11 protein-coding genes and 1 pseudogene are annotated in these 20,153 nt (G+C 63.7%); 7 read left to right on the forward strand and 5 right to left on the reverse strand.

All coding sequences use genetic code 11. The features are described from left to right. Nucleotides 1-2: 2 nt before the first annotated feature. The 5 genes from AB5K84_RS02830 (at nucleotide 3) to AB5K84_RS02850 (ending at nucleotide 7,653) form a co-directional block, all read left to right on the forward strand. Nucleotides 3-1,427, forward strand: coding sequence for a HAMP domain-containing histidine kinase (locus tag AB5K84_RS02830; protein WP_011083135.1), 1,425 nt, complete (start codon nucleotides 3-5; stop codon nucleotides 1,425-1,427). Between the two features lie 60 nt (nucleotides 1,428-1,487). Further along, a complete protein-coding gene (gene rpoH / locus AB5K84_RS02835) occupies nucleotides 1,488-2,411 on the forward strand; it encodes an RNA polymerase sigma factor RpoH (protein ID WP_011083134.1) in 924 nt (307 codons plus the stop codon). Nucleotides 2,412-2,490: 79 nt separating this feature from the next. Next, nucleotides 2,491-5,673 carry an efflux RND transporter permease subunit gene (locus AB5K84_RS02840; protein ID WP_011083133.1) on the forward strand — a complete coding sequence of 1,061 codons (3,183 nt, stop codon included), beginning with the start codon at nucleotides 2,491-2,493 and terminating at the stop codon, nucleotides 5,671-5,673. Next, nucleotides 5,670-6,941 carry an efflux RND transporter periplasmic adaptor subunit gene (locus AB5K84_RS02845; protein WP_011083132.1) on the forward strand — a complete coding sequence of 424 codons (1,272 nt, stop codon included), beginning with the start codon at nucleotides 5,670-5,672 and terminating at the stop codon, nucleotides 6,939-6,941. Before AB5K84_RS02840 ends, AB5K84_RS02845 begins: the two co-directional genes overlap by 4 nt. A 10-nt stretch (nucleotides 6,942-6,951) precedes the next feature. After that, nucleotides 6,952-7,653: a hypothetical protein gene (locus tag AB5K84_RS02850; RefSeq protein ID WP_038966682.1), complete on the forward strand. Its 702-nt coding sequence runs from the start codon at nucleotides 6,952-6,954 to the stop codon at nucleotides 7,651-7,653. 2,646 nt (nucleotides 7,654-10,299) lie between these two features. On the opposite strand, the pseudogene AB5K84_RS02855 reads toward AB5K84_RS02850, so the two are convergent. The 4 genes and pseudogenes from AB5K84_RS02855 to AB5K84_RS02870 form a co-directional block, all read right to left on the reverse strand. After that, nucleotides 10,300-10,599 (reverse strand): annotated as a pseudogene (locus AB5K84_RS02855) (winged helix-turn-helix domain-containing protein); the annotation flags it as partial. Nucleotides 10,600-11,068: 469 nt separating this feature from the next. Then, the gene (locus AB5K84_RS02860; protein ID WP_074076402.1) at nucleotides 11,069-11,296 is read right to left on the reverse strand and encodes a hypothetical protein; all 228 of its coding nucleotides are present in this window, start codon (nucleotides 11,294-11,296) and stop codon (nucleotides 11,069-11,071) included. A gap of 173 nt (nucleotides 11,297-11,469) precedes the next feature. Next, complete coding sequence (locus AB5K84_RS02865) at nucleotides 11,470-12,735, reverse strand: ABC transporter substrate-binding protein (protein ID WP_038966681.1); 1,266 nt, start codon at nucleotides 12,733-12,735, stop codon at nucleotides 11,470-11,472. A 320-nt stretch (nucleotides 12,736-13,055) separates the two neighbouring features. Beyond that, entirely contained in the window at nucleotides 13,056-13,298 is a 243-nt protein-coding gene (locus AB5K84_RS02870) for a hypothetical protein (protein WP_028175300.1), read from the reverse strand. 336 nt (nucleotides 13,299-13,634) lie between these two features. Here AB5K84_RS02870 and AB5K84_RS02875 point away from each other — a divergent pair, with 336 nt between their 5' ends. Together AB5K84_RS02875 and AB5K84_RS02880 are read left to right on the forward strand one after the other, a co-directional pair. After that, a complete protein-coding gene (locus AB5K84_RS02875) occupies nucleotides 13,635-13,832 on the forward strand; it encodes a hypothetical protein (protein ID WP_231166614.1) in 198 nt (65 codons plus the stop codon). Between the two features lie 117 nt (nucleotides 13,833-13,949). After that, nucleotides 13,950-16,799, forward strand: a complete 2,850-nt coding sequence (locus AB5K84_RS02880; protein ID WP_246716325.1) for an ATP-binding protein — start codon at nucleotides 13,950-13,952, stop codon at nucleotides 16,797-16,799. Between the two features lie 263 nt (nucleotides 16,800-17,062). Here AB5K84_RS02880 and AB5K84_RS02885 read toward each other — a convergent pair whose 3' ends face one another. After that, entirely contained in the window at nucleotides 17,063-19,978 is a 2,916-nt protein-coding gene (locus AB5K84_RS02885) for an ATP-binding protein (protein WP_051000326.1), read from the reverse strand. Between the last annotated feature and the right edge of the window lie 175 nt (nucleotides 19,979-20,153).

Here is a 20,153-nt window from a genome sequence, read left to right on the forward strand (position 1 = left end):
AGATGCACCAGAGCCAGCTGATCCGCTCCAGCACGTTCCTCTGGGCCCTGGCCGTGGCGGCCGCCTTCGCGCTGTTCGTGGTCGGCCTGTTCGCGTTCATCTACTGGAAGCTCGACGACTATCTGGTCGCGCGATCCGATCGCATGATCACCACACGGATTCACTTCATCGCAGACCTGCCGCCGGCCCGCCGCATCAGCGCGATCGCGGATCATCTCGGGCAGGATTCCAGGGGCGTGCAATACGCGGGACTGTTCGATGCCGCTGGCACGAGGCTGGCCGGCAACATCGACCATTTGCCGCGCGAGCTGGGGCTTGATGGCGCGGTGCAGGGCGTGCGGCTCGACCTGTTCGAAAAGCCGGCAGCCCACGTTCCGGTCGTCAGGGCGGTCGGCAGACGTCTCGATGGCGGCGATGTCTTGGTGATGGGACGGAACGTCGATGAGACGCGCGAGATATCGAGCGTGGTGGGGCAGGCGCTGGCCCTGGGCTTGCTGCCGGCCTTCAGCCTCTGTCTGCTGGCTGGCGCCTGGCTGAGCATCCGCGCCCAGAGACGCGTGGAGGAGGTGAACCAACGGGTCCAGCGCATCGTGGCCGGCGAGCTGCGCGAGCGGCTCCCGGAGGGCGGAACGGACGATCCATTCGCGCGGCTGGCCGGGATCGTCAACGGCATGCTCGACGAGATGGAGACGATGATCAACGCGCTCGCCGGCGTCGGCAACGACATCGCCCATGATCTCAGGACGCCGCTCACGCGCGTCCGCCTGGCGCTGGAGCGCGGGCGCACGCATGCGGCAACGCTGGAGGACCTCCAGGAGATTACCGACAAGGCGATCGCCGGCATCGACCAGTCGCTCGCGATCGTCACCGCCCTGCTGCGTCTGACCGAGATCGAGAACAATCGCCGCATGGCCGGCTTTGGCGAGGTCGCGCTCGACGAGATCCTGCGGGAAGTGTGCGACGTCTACGAACCCATCGCCGAGGACAAGCGCATCGCCCTCGGTGTCGTCATCGAGCGCAATGTGCAGGTGTGGGGCGACCGGGACCTGCTGTTCGAGGCGGTCGCCAATCTCGTGGACAATGCCGTCAAGTTCACGCCATCGGGCGGACGGGTGGAGCTCGCGCTGGAAGCGGAGGACGGCACGGCGCTCGTGCGCGTCAGCGACACAGGCCCCGGCATCCGCGAGCAGGAGCGAGAGGCGGTGCTGCGGCGGTTCTATCGCTCCGACAAGATGCGCAACACGCCGGGCGTCGGGCTGGGGCTGAGCCTGGTGGCCGCCATCGTCAAGCTGCATGGCTTCCGGCTGATCGTCGGTCCCGCGCCCGGAGGGCGGATCGAGATCCTCGCCTGGACCGGACGGGCGGACAAGGCCGCCACCTGCCGGTCCCGGACATTGCGGCACGCAGACGCCGACCTGATGGGATGAGCCAAATGATGCGCAATGCCTTCGAGATCGATCAGCCGGCCTGGAGTGTGGGAGTGACAGATGCAGACTAGCCACGAAGTTGCGAGGAGTGCTTCCGTCGCCGCTGCGGGCGCAGCGGTATCGGCACCGTTCCTCAGCGCGTATTCCGCGGCCATCAGACGCTACGAACTGCTCGAGCCAGGTCAGGAGCAGCAGCTGGCACGTCGCTGGCACGAGACACGAGACCGCGGCGCAGCCGACGCGCTCGTCACCAGCCATCTCCGGCTCGCCGCCAAGCTGGCGCGCGGCTACAAGGGATACGGACTTCCGATGGTCGACCTGATCGCGGAAGCGAATCTCGGCCTCGTCATCGCAGCGTCACGCTTCGAGCCCGGCCGCGGCGCGCGTTTCTCCACCTATGCGATCTGGTGGATCAAGGCCGCCATTCACGAGTACATCCTGCGCTCCTGGTCCCTGGTCAAGATCGGGACGACGGCTGCGCAGAAGAAGCTGTTCTTCAAGCTCCGCAGCGAGATCAGGAAAGCCACCGGCAGCGTGATGTCAGGGCTCACGCCTGACGTCGCCGAATTGATCGCCGGGAAGCTCGATGTGACCGCGCGTGAGGTGATCGAGATGGATGCGCGGCTCAATGGCGACATGTCGCTGAACGCGCGCGTCGGTGGCGAGGAAAGCGGAACCGAGCTGGAAGCCTTGCTGGTCGATGGGGCGGTCGACGCCGAGACGATGCTCGCCGATCACGAGCAGACGGAGCGGCGTGCCAAAGCCTTGCGGGTTGCGCTGGGCGGGCTTGCGGCGCGGGAACGTCATGTCTTCGAGGCGCGGCGACTGACGGAATGCCCTGTGACGCTCGATCAGTTGGCCCGCGAATTGTCCATCTCCAGCGAACGGGTTCGACAGATCGAGATTCGTGCCTTTGCCAAGGTCAAGCGGGCCGTGATGCTCGCCGCGCAGGATGCGCCACGCGCCGCCGTATGCAACGTCTGAATTCGTTTTCATTTGAACGGAGCTCCGACCGTCCTCACCTGTCCGAAGATCCCGCGTCCCTCGCTCCAGGCAGACCACCATGGGAATTGTTCGCTTCGCACTACGGCTTCCGCACACATTTTATGTGCTTGCCGCGCTGATCCTGTTTCTCGGCGGGATCGCGATCCGGTCGATGCCGACGGATATTTTCCCGGAGATTCGGATCCCCGTTGTCACGGTCATCTGGAGCTACACTGGCCTCTCGACGCCGGAGATGGAGCAGCGCGTCAGCACCTACAGCCAATATTCGATCAGCGCCAACGTCACCGGAATCAAGAATATCGAAGCACAGACCCTCAACGGCCTTTCGGTTCAGAAGATCTACTTTCAGCCGGACGTCAATCTCGATCTCGCGATCTCACAGATCGTCTCGGCGACCAATGCCATCCGTGCCCTGATGCCGCCGGGCATCCAGCCGCCGATCATCGTGCAGTTCAATGCCTCGAGCGTCCCGGTGCTCCAGCTCAGCCTCGAGTCAAACAGCCTGAACGAGCAGCAACTCTACGATTTCGGCATCTACCGGGTCCGCCAGCAACTGGCTCCCGTTCCGGGCGTGACCCTTCCCACGCCTGCCGGCGGCAAATACCGGCAGATCATGGTCGATATCGATCCGAACAAGCTGCTGTCGCGCGGATTGACGCCGCTCGACATCGTCAATGCGGTCAACACCCAGAATCTGACGCTGCCGACCGGCACGACGAAGATCGGCGACACCCAGTACACCGTTCGAACCAACGCAACGCCGGCCACGATCCAGGATCTCAACATGATCCCGGTCAAGTTCGCCAACGGGGCCACGATCTTCCTGAAGGACGTCGCCCAGGTCCGCGACGGTGCCCAGGTCCAGCAGAATATCGTCCGCGAGGATGGCCACCGGGCCGTTTTGCTCAGCGTCATCAAGAACGGGAACGCCTCTACCCTCGCCGTCGTCAACGGCGTGAAGGCGGCCTTGACGTCGATCCGCGCGTCGGCCCCGGCGGGGCTGAAGATCAACGAGTTGTTCGATCAGTCGATATTCGTCACCCATTCGGTCAATGGCGTGCTGCGCGAAGGAGCGATCGCGGCCGGCCTGACGGCGCTGATGATCCTGGTGTTTCTGGGGTCTTGGCGATCGACGCTGGTTGTCCTGATCTCGATCCCGCTGGCGATGCTGTCCTCGCTGGTCGTCCTGTATTTTCTCGGCGAGACCCTCAACACGATGACGCTCGGCGGGCTTGCCCTCGCGGTCGGTATCCTTGTGGACGATTCGACGGTGACGATCGAGAACACGCACCGGCTCTGGACCGAAGAGGGCATGCCGTTGTCGGAAGCGACCCTGCACGGAGCCGCCGAGATCGCTATTCCGACGTTGGTCTCCACGCTCGCGATCAGTTGCGTGTTCACCTCGGTCGTATTTCTGGAAGGCCCGGCCAAATATTTGTTCACGCCGCTTGGCCTCGCCGTGGTGTTCGCGATGCTGGCGTCGTACGGATTGTCGCGGACGCTCACGCCGATCACTATCGGCCTGCTGCTGAAGGGCGAGCGGCGTCATGGCGAGGGCGAGCGATCGTCGAACATATTCGCGCGCGCCTCCGCCGCGTTCGAGCGCGGGTTCGAGCACCTGCGCGACGGCTATTCCGATCTCCTGCTGACATTGTTGCGTCGTCGCGTCATCGTGCCCGTCGTCGCCGTGCTGGTGCTGGCGCTCGGAGCCACCATGTTCGTCTATGTCGGAAGGGATTTCTATCCCCTGATCGACGGCGGCCAGATCCAGCTCCATGTTCGCGCGCCCGCGGGCACGCGCATCGAGCGGACGGAAGCGATCTTCCAGGCGGTCGAGGACAAGATCCGCGAAGTTATTCCGAAGCGCGACCGGGCGCTGATCGTCGACAATATCGGCCTCCCGGCGCGGCCCTACAATCTCGCATTCACCGACGGCTCCACGATCGGGGTGAACGACGGCACCATTCTCGTATCGCTGAAGGACGGGCACAAGCCGACTGCGGACTACATCAGGAAGCTGCGGCAGGTGCTGCCGTCGGCATTTCCGGAGGACACGTTCTATTTCCAGGCGGCCGATATCGTCACGCAAATCCTGAACTTCGGTCTCCCGGCGCAGATCGATGTCCGCACCGTCGGTTACGGCAGCAACAACCTGGCCGTGGCCAAGGAGCTGCAGAAGAGTCTTGCGGCGATCCCCGGTGTCGTCGACGCGCATCTGCAGCAGGAGGTCGATGCTCCCGCGTTCTACGCCGATATCGACCGCACTCGCGCCGCGCAATTGGGTCTCAATGCGAGCACGGTGGCGACCAATATCAATGTCAGCCTCAGTTCGTCCGCGCAGGTCTCGCCGAATTTCTGGACTGATCCGACGTCAGGCATCCCCTATTACCTGGCCGTGCAGACACCCGAATACAGGGCCAACTCGCTGAACTCCCTGGGCAACACGCCGGTGTCGGCATCGCTCGCCGCAAGCGGGCAGACGGTGCCTGGCCTCCTCAGCAATGTCGCCACCTTCAAGCGGGGCACCGTTCCGACCAATTTGAACCAGGCCAATGTCCAGCCGGTGTTCGACGTCTATGCGAGCGTCCAGGGCCGCGATCTCGGCAGCGTCGCGTCCGATATCGACAAGGTGACGTCCACCCTTCAGAAGCAACTGCAGCCCGGCAATTCGATCCAGGTTCTGGGACAGATCCAGAGCATGCATCAGTCGTTCCGCGATCTCGGGATTGGACTGCTGTTCGCGGCGATTCTCGTCTACCTGCTGATGGTCGTGAACTACCAGAATTTCGGAGATCCCTTCGTCGTCATCATGGCGCTGCCGGCGACATTCTGCGGCATCGTGACGATGCTGTTCGTCACCGGGACCACGCTGAACGTGCCCTCGCTGATGGGAGCCATCATGGCGGTCGGCGTTGCCTCCGCAAATTCCATCCTGCTCGTGACGTTCGCGCGGGACGAGCAGTTGAAGGGACATTCCGCCTTCCAGGCGGCGCTGAGCGCGGGCCGGACGAGGATCCGGCCGGTGCTGATGACCGCGGCGGCGATGATCGTGGGCATGATCCCGATGGCGATCGGCGGGCCGGGTGAGGAGCAAAATGCAGCGCTCGCGCGGGCGGTCATCGGCGGCCTGCTGTTCGCAACTCCGACCACCTTGCTGATCGTGCCTTATCTCTTCGCCATGCTGCGCAAGGGCAACGACGGCAAGCCCCGCCACGGCGTATTCGAGGAGCAACCGGAATGAGTGATGTTCGCGAACGGTCCGATGACGACGAGGCAGCAGACCGCCCCGGAGCGGAGAGCCTCAGGATCGTGGAGCTGCCGGGCAAGGTCGCACGATCCAAGCGCCGTTACGGTGGTCCGCTGCTCGGGGGAGGCGTGCTCCTGCTACTTGCGGGCGGTCTGGGCATCGGCGGCTGGCGGCACTATGAGGCCGCGCGTGAGGTCGCCGCAGTGGCAGAGCAGGTTCGGACCAACGTTCCGGAAGTTCGCGTGGCGACGGTCCAGGCTAGCGGCGACCTCATGAAGGTCACCTTGCCGGCGACGACGACCGCGTTCGAGGCTGCCAACATCTTTGCGCGGACCAGCGGCTATATCGAGAAGCGCTACGTCGACATCGGCGATCGAGTGAAGAAGGGCGATCTCCTCGTGGAAATCACCGCTCCCGAGCTGGACCAGCAGATCGCGCAGGCGCAGGCGACGCTCGCGCAGGACCAGGCCGCACTTCAGCAAGCGCAAGCGAGCCGAGAACTGGCCGACGTCACCAATTCGCGCGACAGCAATCTCGTCAAGCAGGGCTGGTTGACGGCGCAACAGGGCGATAACGATCGTCTTACCCTGCGCGCACAGCAGGGCGCGGTGGGCGTCGCGCAGTCGAACATCGCGGCGCAAGAGGCGCAGATTCGCGTGCTCCAGCAGGAGAAGTCCTACCAGCGCGTGGTGGCGCCGTTCGACGGCGTGGTCACGCAGCGCAACGTGGACAATGGCAGCCTAGTGCAGGCCGGCTCCACCTTCATGTTCACGATGATGCATTCCAATGTCATCCGAACCCAGGTCTTCGTGCCGCAGGACGAGGCTTTCGGCGTTGCTCCGGGCGTCGACTCGGATATCCGCGTTCCCGAGATTCCGGGGCGGACGTTTGCGGGCAAGGTCACGCGGATCGCGACCGCGCTGCAGCCGGGGAGCCGGACGTTGCTGACCGAGATCGACGTGCCCAACCCCGATGGCCTGCTCAGTCCCGGCATCTATTGCACGGTCGAATTATCGATCCCGCGCAGGACGCCCTCGACGACGATCCCGTCCGATGCGCTCGTCTTCGATCAGAACGGCCTCCATGTCGCGGTCGTGCGGAATGGTACGGTTCATTTTCAGCAGGTCTCGATCTCCAGGGATTTCGGCACCACGGTGGAAGTGCGCGACGGCGTGCAGCCCGGCGATCAGGTCGTGCTCAATCCCGCGGTCAATCTGGCAGAGGGCAGCAAGGTCACGGTTCGCAAGAGCGAAGTGAGTTAGGGCACCAAAGATGATGCGGATCGCGTTCGCAACGGCGATGGCTCTGCTGCTCGGCATCTCTCCGGGCCAGGCACAGATCGCAACGACCGGCAGCACGGCAATGGATCTGCCGACAGTGCCGGGCGCGATCGTGATCTCGCCGCTCAACAGTCCGGGGCCGTTTTCGGCAACGACCGTGCCGGGCGTTCCGGATACGACGCTGGCGCCGGTTCCGCTCGCCTCGGATCCGACGACGCCCGGGACGGTGGTCGTCTGTGCTCCGCCGGCGACCTCGCCAACGCCGTTGCCGGCGACACCGACCGTATCGAGCACTGGCCTTTCGACATCGGGCATCGCGGCCCCGATCCTGCCGGTCACGGGACAGAACGGCAGCTCCATCGGGACAATCTCCACGGCCGCGCCGGCGGGAACAGGTGCGACAGTGGCATGCAGCTCAACGCCCGGAGGGCAGGTGACGAGCGCGGCATCTCTGCCGCTTTCGATTCCGCAGGTGCCTGCAAGCCCCGCGCCCGGCACGATCCTGGCGGATACCAGCGGCGCCGGCGGCACGGGCATCGACCCGAACGCCGCCGTCGTACCCAGCCCGAACAGCTCGGCTTGCGCGGAAGGGGTTTCGATGAATCTGGCGCAGCCCGCGACGGTGTTGCCGGCCAACGCCTCGGGTGCAGCGCCAACGCCGGGCGTGTCGCCGATCCTGCCACCGGGATGCTGAGGCGAAATTGCAGGCCTCAAGCGTCATCGCAACCTAGTGGCAGGTGCAAGACGGGGGCCGCTCGCCGTCGTATGTCGAAAGCGAGATGCCCGGTATTTCAGCCAGAGCGCGAGCAAACGTGAGTGCGGGAAGATCGATCTCCTGATCGAACAGAGCGCTGACCGGACCAACGAGATCAAGTGCCGTCTGCTGACGGTTCGACTTCGCCATGATCCTTGCCCAGGCCGCCGCAACCTTCAGCTCGTAGAAGCTGCATTGCTGCTCTCGGGCCACGGATAGTCCCTCGGCGAACAGCAATTCGGATCGCGAGAGTTCGGATGGGCCATTGGCCAGAAGAATTTCAGCCTTTATCCTCAGCAGGTCCGCAAGGCACCACAATTGCCGGCCTTGCCGCGAGATGGACAAGGCCTCTTCCACCGCGGCCAGGGCCTGCGCAGCCTCGCCGCTCGCGAGCAGGCCTTCGGCGAGCGATCCGAGAAACTCGGGATTGCGCATCAGCCATCCGTTCTCGGTCCGCGCTTTCAGGCCACTACGCAGCAGCGCTATTCCGTCGTCATGGTTGCCTTGCAAAACCAACAGCTGCCCCTTCAGGCAAGACGTCCAGCTCGTCCAGAAAGCTATTCCTTCGCGTGTGACGAGCTCGAGAAGGGAGGATATTGCCTGATCGGCGGCGGCGAGATCATGCGTCATCAGCGCGATCGGGCAGACGGCGTTCCGGAGCGCGTAGGCGATCGCAAGCTTGTCCTTCTCACGCTCGGCGTCCTGGAGGCACTCGGCGGCCAGCGATCTGCTCTGGGCGATCTTTCCCTGCAACAGCAGCACGCGAGCCAACATCGCCTTGGCAAGAACGCTCTGATTCAGCAGGAACCACATCAGGTTCGTGCCGCCGCTCAATCCGTGGGCCGAATCGTCCAGGGACAAGGTCAGCTCGCGCCGTGCAACCTCCTGCGCGCCGAAGAAATGGGCGGCAGCGCCAATCAGGCGACGGCCTACCGCCTCGTTGGCGGGATTTCCGGTGCGCAGCGCGATCTCGAGGTAGCGTTCGCCGACGTCCTTGGCCGCGGCATATTGGCCCGAGTTGAGGTTATAGCTCCACAAGGTCCAGACCGCCTTGAGCTGAAGCTCGAGATCGGACAATTCCTCGGCGAGCGCGAGACCGATGCTCAGCGCCGCCTTCATGCGATCGGCCGACCCCGTGGTGTTGAGGAGTGCGAATCCCAGCGCGACATAGAGCTGCGCCTTGAGCTTCGGAACGCAGGTGAACCCGGGGCTGAAATGCGCAAGAGCGTGCTCGATCCGCGTTGAGCATTCCACGAAGGACAGCAACTGCATCCATACCGGAACGAAGCCGGACGTCAGCTCGATTCCAAGCGCCGTATCTCCACCGGGCGAGAACGCCCAATCGAGCGCCGCATGCACGTTTCCGATCTCCTGGGCGAAACGGGAGATGTCGTCGGGAGCGGGAGAGGCATCGCCGAGCGGCGCGATGATCTGCCTGACAAAGACGGCCTGCCGTCTGGCAGCCTGCTCGACGAGGCCTGCGTCTGCGAGCTTCTCCAGCGCATAGGCGCGAGTGCTCTCCAGGAGGCGCCATCGTCCCTCGAAGGAGGGATCCAGCGACACCAGCGATTTCGCGACCAGATTGAACAGGGTTTCGATGACGTCCGACCGCGACAGAGTGTCGTCCATCATCGCACTGGCCGCATCGAGCGTGAAACCGGCCGGAAACACCGCGAGTTGGCAAAGCAGGTTCTGCTCTGCCGGCGGCAAGAGATCGTAGCTCCAGTCCAGGGTCGCCCGCAGGGTCTGGTGTCGCGGCAGCTGGTCGCGGCGGCCGCCATTCAGGAGCTCGAAGCGCTTGTCCAGGCGGAGCAGTACGGCGTCTACTCCGAGATTGGCGGCCCGGGCTGCGGCAAACTCCAGTGCGAGCGGAATGCCGTCGAGGCGGCGACAGATGGCGGCGATCTTCTGAAGCTCCTCGGCGCCGGCAACGAAGCTCGCACGCAGCGCCCGCGTTCGGGCGACGAACAGCTGCACTGCGCTTGCCCGGAGCAGCAGATCGGGAGCGTGCATATCGGGATCGGGGACCGACAGCGCCGGAACGGCCGCAACGTATTCGCCGTCGATGCGGAGGCCTTCGCGGCTGGTCGCGAGAACCGTGACGTTCGGACAATAGTGGAGCACGGCACTGGCGATCTGCGCGGCCGCTTCGATCACATGCTCACAATTGTCCAGGACAAGAAGCAGGCGGCGGGTCCCGATGGCCTGCGCGATGCTTGCGGGCGTTACTTCCTTGTCATTCGAGGCGAGCCTGAGCGCACGGGCGGTCGCAGATGCCGCAAGAGCCGCACCCTGCAGGGCCGCGAGCTCGACCAGCGCTACGGAATCGTTGAACGAAGGCGCGACACTGCGCGCGAGCTCGATCGCCAGCTTCGTCTTTCCGATGCCGCCGGGGCCGACAAGAGTCACGGCCCGATATGCGGACAACACGTCGCTCAATTCGCTCAGACTATCCTCGCGACCGATGAGAGGCGCGCGGATACTCGGCAGGTTGCTGGAAAAGAGCGCATCGGCCGGAATTGTTACCGGTGCGGCCGCCGGATGATCCAAATGCCCGCTTCGCCAAGTTCCAGCGAGCGTGTATCCGCGACCTGAAACCGTCTTGAGCAGATTGCGATCCTCGCCCAGCGCCTTCCGGACGGCCGAAATATGAACCTGGAGCGTGTTGTCTTCGACGGTCAGGCCCGACCAGACGCTTCCGATCAAATCGTCCTTGGTGACCAGGAGGCCGGCGGAGCCCACCAACTTCTCGAGAATCTCGAATGCACGGCTTCCGATCGGCACCGCGACGTTGTTGTATCTCAGCTCCCTCCGTTGGCAATCGATCAGCCAATGTCCGAAAGAGTACGTGCGATCAACCGGAGATGACATAAGGGGTCCGTGCATCAACTTCGCTGCCGTGATCCGAGGGGGAGATCACGAGCCCGCCCTTGAGATCACCGACCCGTGGCAAGAATTTGAAAGCGTCAATGCGCCTAGGTCTCCTAGAGGGGAGATCGTCGGCATGTCAAGAAGACCCGCTCAGTCCGACGCTTCGTTCATCGTCGATGCTGGCACCCGACGCGCTCGTGTTCGATACACGAATTCGTGACAGCAGCCGGGCGTGTGTCACAATGGGAGAGGCGGTCGGAAGAAGCCTGACGTCTGCAACGGAAGCATCATTTACTCACTTCGCCGAGGATCGTCAGCGCAAGACCTCCGGAGCAGAAATGCGTCCGAGAGACGTGCACCGGTCGCAAGAACGGCGGCCTGATCGTGAGCCGCCGTCCTTCCTTCCGCCGAGAGGTCAAAATCCGGAACGTTGAGACGATCAACTTCCAGTCGGCGTCAACCGGACTTGATCCGGTTCGCGAACTCAATAGCCCGAGGTGGGCTCGCATGGCGGCCGCCGCCAGGGGGCGGTTGCGTACGCACCGACGTCGGGAGCACGGGCGCAGCCGCGCTTGGAGGAGGCCGGAACGCGCTGAGCCGACGCATAAGCCTCGGCATTGGTACGCTTCGCGTTGCCTTCGCGAGCCATCGCGGGGGAGGCAATCATGGCTGCGACCACGAATCCGGCCGACAAGAGCTTCAGTGTAGTCATCGAACATCTCCTTGAGAAAGCGACGCCGAACGCCTCGGCCCGCACGCGAGACATGTTCATGCGCGCGTCGGATCCGCAGTGTTGATCGAACGAACATTTTCGTCTTTGCACGAAGTCGTCGCGGTGCGTTGACTTCGGACATCGACGGCTCATCCCACAGGGAGGTTCGCGTCCTAGTCGGGCAAGGGCGTCGCCTGGTCAGCGCGTCCATCGAGCAGCGGACCAAACCATTCCCAGCTCTCGCCGGTGAAGCGCATCATCTGGAGCTGCTCGATCGGATGAAAGTCCGTTGGTGATGTCTTTATTCGAATGCCGGGGATGTAGGCTTCGAGTTCGAAATCGAGATCCGCGGCCACTTGCATGATTCTCTCGTGCGTCAGATCATCGCCGCAGCGTCTGATCACCTCCACGAGCGCGCTCGACATGTTGAAGGCCACCAGAGGCCCGCTCTCCGATCGATCGGCTTCCGGAAAGTATTTCGCCATGAACGCGCGAAAGTGCTGCATGCCCGGATGGCTGTCCCACTGCGGATCCGTCACGTCCATCTGATACCCCGCGCTGAGAACTCCCTTTGCGTTGTCCAGTCCGGCCGGCTTCAGCACCGCGCCGACCGAGACCGAGACGTTCGTCACGATGTGGATGGGATGCCAGTCCAGCTCAGCGAGCTTCCTAATCGCCTGAGCGGCGAATTTGGGCGTGGCTATGTCGATGAATATGTCGGGCGCGGCGGACTTGATCGCGACGACCTGTGAATCGATCGTCGGTTCGCTGACCTCGTATGGCAGGCTGGCAACCACCATTTGCGCGTACTTGTCCTGGAGCACGTCCTTCAGCCCGAGCAGATAGTCGCGCCCGAAGTCGTCGTTCTGGTGGAGAATGCCGATCCTGGCACCTGGATGATGCCTCAGAATGTAGTCCGCATAGATGCGGGCCTCGGTTCGGTAGCTCGGTAGCCAGCCGATGGTCCACGGAAAGTGCTCGGGATCGGCCCAGTGCGACGCTCCGGTGATGACGAACAATTGCGGCACATGCCGGTGGTTCATGTACTTCTGAATGGCGGCATTGCTGGCCGTGCCGAACGGCGCGAAGATCGCGAGCACCTCGTCGTCCTCGACGAGCCGTCGTGCTTGTTCGACCGCCTTGGATGAACTGTAGGCGTCGTCATATGAGATGAAATTGATCTTCCGGCCGTTGATTCCGCCGTTGTCGTTGATCATGCGAAAGTATGCACTCATCGTCTTGCCGATGATGCCGTAAGCCGACGCCGGACCGCTGTAGGGCATGATGTTGCCGATCCGGATCTCGGTATCGCTTGCGCCGGGGTCGTACTGCGGCTCCGCGGAAGCGCTGCCGACTGCGAGCACGGCGCAGGAGATGACGAGCTTTCCCAGGCGCCACGCGTTGCCCGAAATCGAGTAGCCAGTTCTGCCTGTGATCAAGCGGTGCCTCCATGGCGCTGCCGGGTTTCGAACATACCAAACCCGACGACGTGTCGTTCGGCCGCGCCGGCCCGGGAGAGACGCGTATTGCGGTCGCTGGGCGTGCACGTGCAGAAGTCGGGTCCCGAATATAGCGCGGGTGCTGCCGCGAGCCCGGCTTAAGATGCTGAAGAACTGTTAAGTTTCGCAACTGCCGGGCCGGCTATCCGGATCGACGTGATTGGCCTTGTTTCGAAGCCGGCAGGGTGCGCCGCATGGCGCGGCCGCACTCCCGGATTTTGGACGCCATCATCTGCATGACGCTCGATTGTGGTGCCTCATCATCGATGCCAGTTGCGGACGTGGTAGTGGCCCGCGGCGAATACGGGCGCGGCACCACCCGGCCGCTCGAGGCCCATTCGTCCGGCCGGCGTCAGCGCGCCGCCATTCAGCACGTCGCGATCGGGGTACATCGATGCAAAGGCTGCCGGCTCCTGATCGGCGAAGGACCAGGCGGCGGATGCGGACGATATCGTTGCCGTTGAGAGTAGCGCCGCAGCGATTAGGATTTTGAATACACTCATAGCGATTCTCCATTGCTTGCTCTGTGCGGAGAGTCGCTTGGCGATGATCGCTGCTCGGCTGGTGGCGTTTCCGAAAATTCTTTTGATGAATCCTATGTAGGTCGTCCGGTCGAGAAGTCCCGGAGGACGTGCATCACTCCTGCGGGAAGATTCTGTCAACGTTGTCAGAATCCTCGCGCGATTGTGCGTGGTCAAACGCGTCTGATGCCCGTTTCTGGGAGGCGGGTCGTTTGAACATTTGGAGTGTGAGCAATGAGATTAATCCCTGTTGTTTGTGTCGTCGCCTGCGTAGCGCTCTCGGGCATTGCGTCTGCCCGCGGTGACATGGGATCGCATATGTCGATGGCAAGCGGCGGTGCGCTCGGGACGAGCGCCGCCGCGCCTGGAACGAACTCGCTGGGCACCGCGCTTCCGTCGTCCGACAGTGGTGGTCGCGCGACGAAGGGGCCGTTGCTCGGCACGGACCCGACCATCGACAAGGACGACGCCCGGCTCGAGAAGATGCTGGAAGGATCGATCTGCCGCGGCTGCTGAAGAGCGCGCATTCCGAGACGGGGGCCGGCGGCGGCGCCGTCCGGCAACCTGTGTCTTTCGAAAGGGTTGATGGTAAGCTGGACTGAAAATGATGAAACCGCTTGGGCTGTCCCAATGATGGCTGAGCCAGGCCAGCGTCCCGTCTACATTTATGCGCAATGGGAGATCGATCTTGTCAGACGCGAGTTGCGTTCGGCAGGAGAGCTCGTTCCTTTGGGGGGGCGTGCCTTTGAGATTCTTGCGGAATTGGTTCAGGCGGAGGGCCAACTCGTCACCAAGAACGACCTGACGGAGCGCGTCTGGCGGGGCGTCTTTGTCGAGGAGAGCGCACTTCGCGTACATATCGCGGCGATCCGAAAAGCCCTTGGTCCTGACCGCGACATGCTGTCAACCACTGTTGGCCGCGGTTATCGTTTGCTGGGAGCGTGGCGGATCCGGCATATGGACGCCCCGCTACAATCTGCCGCAACCGGGTTGCTGCCGTCGACCAACATTCCCAGCGCGTCGTTCGATCTCATCGGCCGCACCGCCGCGATCGCACATCTGTGGCGGCTTCTGTCGGCCTATCGCGTGGTGAGCCTGGTCGGGCCCGGCGGGATCGGAAAGACGGCGTTGGCGCTGGAGGCAGCCAGAACGCCGCCGACCGGCTTGGCGGCTGACCGGTTGCTGGTCGAACTGGCCTCGCTGTCCGATCCCAAGCTCGTCTGCTCGGTCATCGCCGGCGTGCTCGGCACCAAGCTCGAGGGCGAGGAGATTTCGCCTGAATCCATCGCACGCGCGATCGGCCCTCGGCCATTGTTGCTCATCCTCGACAATTGCGAACACGTCATTGATGCCGTGGCCCAGGTGGCCGAGCTCGTTGTCAGCCGCTGTCCCGGGACGTTCATTGTTGCGACAAGTCGAGAAGCGCTGCGCATCGAGGGGGAGCACGTCTACCGCGTGCTCCCTCTGGGCGTGCCGCCTGAAGCCAGGCTCGAGCCCGCCGGCGCCTCCGCGTACAGCGCAGTCGAGCTGTTCACGAGCAGAGCGAAGGCGTTGGGTTCAAGCTTCGCGTCCGACGAGGAGAACATCGGCGCCATCGCAGCCATCTGCCGGCGGCTCGACGGCATTCCGCTTGCGATCGAGTTTGCAGCAGCGCGCGCAGTCATGCTCAGCCCGCCGAGGATCGCGGCACTTCTCGATGACAGGTTCAAATTTCTGACGACGGGCCGTCGTACCGCGTTGCCGAGGCAGCAAACGCTGAGAGCAACGCTCGACTGGAGCTATGACCTGCTGCCGGACGACGAGGCGTGGCTGCTCCGGCAGCTCGGCATATTCGCCGGCGAATTCCAGCTCGATGCAGTGATCGCGCTCGCCGGCGAGCACATCGGCGACGTGACCGGCCAGCTTGCCAGGCTGGTGGCAAAGTCGCTCGTTGTCGCCGATATTCGCCGCGACAGTCCTCATTATCGCTTGCTGGATACGACGCGTGCCTATGCATTGGAGAAGCTGCACGCGGGCGGAGAATATCCCGACGCCGCCCGCCGCGAGGCGAAATACTATTGCGGATTCTTTGCCAACGCCGAGGCCGACAGCGAAGTGAAGCCGCAGGCGGAGTGGCTCACCATCTATGGCCGGCACATCGACAACGTGCGAACGAGCCTTGATTGGGCCTTCTCGTCCGGCGGAGACGCGCAAGTCGGAGCGGCCTTGACGGCGGCCGCGGTCCCGCTCTGGGTGCAATTGTCGCTCCTCAGCGAATGCCGCGAGCGGACCGAACTCGCTCTGGCGCGCCTCGACCCGACGGCTGCGAACGCGCCGCGGCTTCGCATGCAGCTGTCGGCCGCGCGCGGCTGGTCGCTGATGTACGGTGTTGGAAGAGCCCGGGAGGCCGGTCCCGCCTGGGCCGCGACCCTTCAGCTGGCCGAGCAACTCGGTGACAGGGACTACCTGTTGCGCGCGCTTTGGGGACTCTGCATCGATCAGTTCAACAATGGCGAATTCCGCAGGGCCCTCGAATTTGCGCATCGTTTCGCGGACGCCGTAGCCGATTCCGGCAATCCTGTCGACCGGATGATGGCCGACCGACTTCTTGCAACCACGCTGCACTATCTCGGCGACCAGCGGCAGGCGTATCATCACATCGGGCGAACCTTGTCTCGCCTCTCGGATCTGGCGGCCAAGCCGCAGGTCATCCGTTTCCGGTTCGACCTGCGGGCCTCAACTCACTACTTCCAGGCGCGGATCCTGTGGCTGCTTGGCCTCGCGGATCAGGCCTTGAGCGTCGTCGAGCGCAACGTCGAGGAAGGCCGGACGAGCGGCCACGCACTCACATTCTGCAGCGTCCTCGGGCAGGGTGCTTGCCCGATTGCCTTCCTGGCCGGCGATCTCGACGCGGCGGAGCGGTATTGTACGATGCTGATCGAGCACACCGAACGCCACCCGATCCGCTTGTGGAACGTATGGGCACGCGCCTTCAGGGGCGTGCTGATCTCGCGCCGGGGCGACGTAGCGACCGGATTGCCGCTGCTGCGCAAGGCGCTCGAGCTCGCGGGCGAGGCGCGCTTCCTGCCGCGTTTCCTGCTTCCCTTCGGCGAGCTCGCCGTGTGTCTCGGAGAGGCCGGCGAGGTGTTGCAAGGGCTCGCGACCGCCGACGAGGCGCTCGCACGATGCGAGGCAAGGGACGAAGGATGGTATGTCGCCGAGCTCTTGCGCATAAAGGGCGAATTGCTGCTGCTCCCCGGCGCGCGCCGCTCGACGGGCGGTGCCGAGCAGGCCTTCGACAAGGCGTTCGAGGTGGCGCGGAGCCAGGGTGCATTGTTCTGGGAGCTGAGGACGGCGATCAGCGTGGCACGAATGAGGATGAGTGAGGGGCATCCGGCCGATGCACGCGATGTTCTCGCTTCCGTGTATGGCAAATTCACCGAAGGCTTCGAGACTGCGGACCTCAGCGACGCGCGCGCAATGATGGTGAAGCTGGGATCGTAAGCGATGGAGGCCCCGGGGAGCGGCATCAGATCCGATCGATCGGATGCCTGTGCGGCCTCGGCGAGCGCCGCATCCCCGTGCTCTGGAACGTTCCGCAATCCGCCAGTGGCGCCGCCTGTGCCATGGATGGCGATGGCCGGCGCCGACGTCTCATTGCCAACTCAGCATGGACCGGCCGCCCGCACGCGTCGTTCGAGACTGCACCCCTCTATCGCGATTGCACGGCGATCGAGGCGATGCGCGCTTACGCGATCCGGAGAGGATCATTTGGCCGCAAACGAGCGCGAGCGTGGCGGGTTCAGCTCGGCAAGCAAGCCTCTTGCCGCCACGAGGCTGCGCGTCTGGAATCCCTCGGTAAACTGCTGATAGACGGGGGCGAGCATATCGTACGCCTCCCGGCGGCGATCGCCTCGCTGCCATAGTCTCGCAAGCGCGATCGCCGCGCGAAGCTCATAACCCAGCGCCCCCTGATGGCGGGCGAGGTCGAGTGCTCGGATGAGGCTCAGCTCCGCTTGCGAAAGATCCGGATTGCTCTTCCGCATCAGCGCTTTCGCTCTTGTGCACAACATGTCGGGCATGTCCATCATGAAGTTGCAGTGTTGGGCCTGGGCAATCGCCTGATCAATGGTGTCCAGGGCTTCGTCGCCGTGACCTGTCGCCGCCAGGGCATCGGCGAGAGGCATGCGAAACCCAGCCACCGCACCGAAGCACAGGCTGTGCAGCTTCTCGATCGAGCCTTTCAGCATGGCGAGCCCGACACCGGTCTCGTTCCTGGCCAGCAGTGTAATCCCCTTCATGGCCTCGCCGACCAACTGGAGGATGGCGAGGTTGTGCCTGCGAGCCTCCACGACGAACCTGTCGATGTGTTCTTCGCAATCCTCCAGATCGCCATTCCAGAAGAAGACGCCGAATGCCCATGGCAGCGCTCTGCAGAACATGACCGGATGGTTCGCTGCGATGACGTCCGAGATGGCGCGGCGCACTATTCGCGTCGCCTGATCGGGATATCCCTGAAGCCAGAGGACGCGCGCAAGGGTGATTTGAGCGCGTTTGGGATATTCGAGGGTGAGGCCGCTAAGGACGTCCTTGTCCAGGCCCGTATGTCGCAATGCCTTTTCGACGTATGAGCGAGAGGCAACGAACTTGCCGAGATACTGGCAGGAGATGCTGAGCAATACGCGCATGCGCGCGACCGCATTGGAATCGTTGTTGGCAAGGGCAATGGCTTCGCCGCGCTTGGCGATGCCGAATGCGTCATCATACTTGCCGACGAACAATTGCAGCAAATGCAACTGGTCGATCAAACGGATCTGCCCCGGTATATCGCCGATCCTTTCCGTCAGCTCGAGCGCCCGGCGGAGGTGATTTGCGCCCAATTCATCCAGCTGTCCGGTGAGCATGCGCGCAGCCCCTAGCGCCGTGTGAAGGACGAGGCCCTGCCTGATGCCTCCATTGGTGTCATCGAGTGCTTCGATGGCGCGGGTGACCCAGAGCTCGCATTCCGCCAGGAGCGACAGCTTGAAGAAGAGCGGTATCGATGCTGCAGCGAGCGCCACGCCGGCTCTGCGGTCTCCCTGATCCGAGAAGCACCACGTCAGTGCGGCGCGGACGTTGCCGAATTCCTCCGCAACCGTCGAAAGGTCTCGGTTCGCTTCGTCGCCGATCTTCTCAAGGAGGCCGAGAAAGTAGCAGGCGTGACGTCGCGCGACCGCTTCGGAGTCCCCGCTGGCGGCAAGTTTCTCTTGCGCGTATGCCCGGGTCGAGTCGGCAAGGCGGTAGCGGGTCGGTTGCGAGCCGGTGTTCAGTGCAAGCATCGACTTGGCGACGAGGCTGTCGATGATCGCCAGGATCGTGTCGTCATCCTCCGAGCCCGCGGCAATCGACCGCACGGCGTCCAGGGTCATGCTGCCGACGAACACTGACAGTCGGCCGAGAATCACGCGTTCCGCGTCGGATAGAAGATTGTAGCTCCATTCGATGGTTGCGCGCAGTGTCCGGTGCCGAGGCAGCGCGGTGCGTCGTCCCTCCCACAGCAAATTGAGGTGCTGGTCGAGGAGTTGGACCATCGCTCTTGCGCCATATGCGCCCACATGGCCGGCGGTGAGCTCGATGGCAAGCGGGATACCGTCGAGCCGACGGCAGAGGTTGCCGACATCAGAGGCGTTCGCATCCGTCAGCGCGAACTCGCCGCCTCCCGCGGTCGCACGCTCGACGAAGAGTTTCACCGAAGGGTAGGCGAGAGCGTTCGCGGCCGTCAAAACGATCTTCTCCGGCGGGCTCGGCAGCGGTGGGAGCCGGTATGTGAACTCGCCTTCGACGCGCAGCAGCTCCCGGCTGGTCGCCAGGATGTGCAGCTCCGGTGCTGCCTGGTAGAGCCGTTCGGCCAGCGCCGCCGCGGCTTCGATGACATGCTCGCAGCAGTCCAGAATGAGCAGCATCCGCATGTCGCGCAGGAATGTCGCGAGGCTATTCGTGGGATCATTCGATCGAGCTCGCAGCCCAAGTGAAGATGCGACGATCGCCGGCACTGGAGCGGCGCTGCCTGTCTCGCCGAGACCGACAAAGTGGACATGGCCGGCGAATTCCGCGAGCAGGGCGTGGCCCGCGGAAATGGCGACTGTGGTCTTGCCGATGCCGCCCGGGCCGACGACCGTGACGAAACGTTGGGCTCTCAGTCTTTCCGAGATGTCCTGTATGGCTTGCTCACGCCCGACCATCTGCCGGGGATGCGCCGGCAGGTTATGGACGTAAGTCGGATTGGTCGGTGCAGGTTGCCTCTGTTCCGGGCGCGATACCGCCGCGACGAAGCAGTAGCCTTGCCCGGAGACCGTGCTCAGATATCTGACGCCGTCGTTGCCGTCTCCGAGTGCCTTGCGGAGTGCGGCGATATGGACACGCAGGCTGTTTTCCTCGACGGCGGCGCCCGGCCACGTCGTGGCCATAAGCTCTGTCTTGCTGACGACGTTGCCGGCCTGCCGGACCAGTGCGAGCAGAATGTCGAATGCTCGACCCGACAGCTGCAGGGGGCTCCCGTCTCTCTCAACCCGCCGCTGCGAGGGGTCGAGCCGAAACGGCCCGAAGACCAAGATCTCCCGGGCGGCTTCGTCTTGGGCGGAGCGGCCGGCAGCGGCCATCGTGTTGCTGCTTTGCGTGTTGTTGCTTTGCCAGCGGGGGGCCATTGGGAATTTCAACCCGGCGCACGACTCGTCACGTTCTATGACTTGGAAGCACACCAAGACGCGTGAACGTAGTGGCCTTTCAAACCTAACATTCGGCAGTAACAGGGTAAAGGATTGGGACGTATCACTTTCGTCTGGGGCTCCGAAGAGGCTCCCGGATTTTCAGGAATCGATC

It is taken from the genome of Bradyrhizobium sp. 1200_D9_N1_1 (genome assembly GCF_052075915.1).
Taxonomy (GTDB): Bacteria; Pseudomonadota; Alphaproteobacteria; order Rhizobiales; family Xanthobacteraceae; genus Bradyrhizobium; species Bradyrhizobium diazoefficiens.

What these genes read in the sequence shown, in the direction of transcription:
- AB5K84_RS02830 (WP_011083135.1), top strand. Translation starts at nt 3, where the DNA reads ATGCACCAGAGCCAGCTGATCCGCTCCAGCACGTTCCTCTGGGCCCTG.
- rpoH (WP_011083134.1), top strand. Translation starts at nt 1,488, where the DNA reads ATGCAGACTAGCCACGAAGTTGCGAGGAGTGCTTCCGTCGCCGCTGCG.
- AB5K84_RS02840 (WP_011083133.1), top strand. Translation starts at nt 2,491, where the DNA reads ATGGGAATTGTTCGCTTCGCACTACGGCTTCCGCACACATTTTATGTG.
- AB5K84_RS02845 (WP_011083132.1), top strand. Translation starts at nt 5,670, where the DNA reads ATGAGTGATGTTCGCGAACGGTCCGATGACGACGAGGCAGCAGACCGC.
- AB5K84_RS02850 (WP_038966682.1), top strand. Translation starts at nt 6,952, where the DNA reads ATGATGCGGATCGCGTTCGCAACGGCGATGGCTCTGCTGCTCGGCATC.
- AB5K84_RS02860 (WP_074076402.1), bottom strand. Translation starts at nt 11,296, where the DNA reads ATGACTACACTGAAGCTCTTGTCGGCCGGATTCGTGGTCGCAGCCATG.
- AB5K84_RS02870 (WP_028175300.1), bottom strand. Translation starts at nt 13,298, where the DNA reads ATGAGTGTATTCAAAATCCTAATCGCTGCGGCGCTACTCTCAACGGCA.
- AB5K84_RS02875 (WP_231166614.1), top strand. Translation starts at nt 13,635, where the DNA reads ATGTCGATGGCAAGCGGCGGTGCGCTCGGGACGAGCGCCGCCGCGCCT.
- AB5K84_RS02880 (WP_246716325.1), top strand. Translation starts at nt 13,950, where the DNA reads ATGGCTGAGCCAGGCCAGCGTCCCGTCTACATTTATGCGCAATGGGAG.
- AB5K84_RS02885 (WP_051000326.1), bottom strand. Translation starts at nt 19,978, where the DNA reads ATGGCCCCCCGCTGGCAAAGCAACAACACGCAAAGCAGCAACACGATG.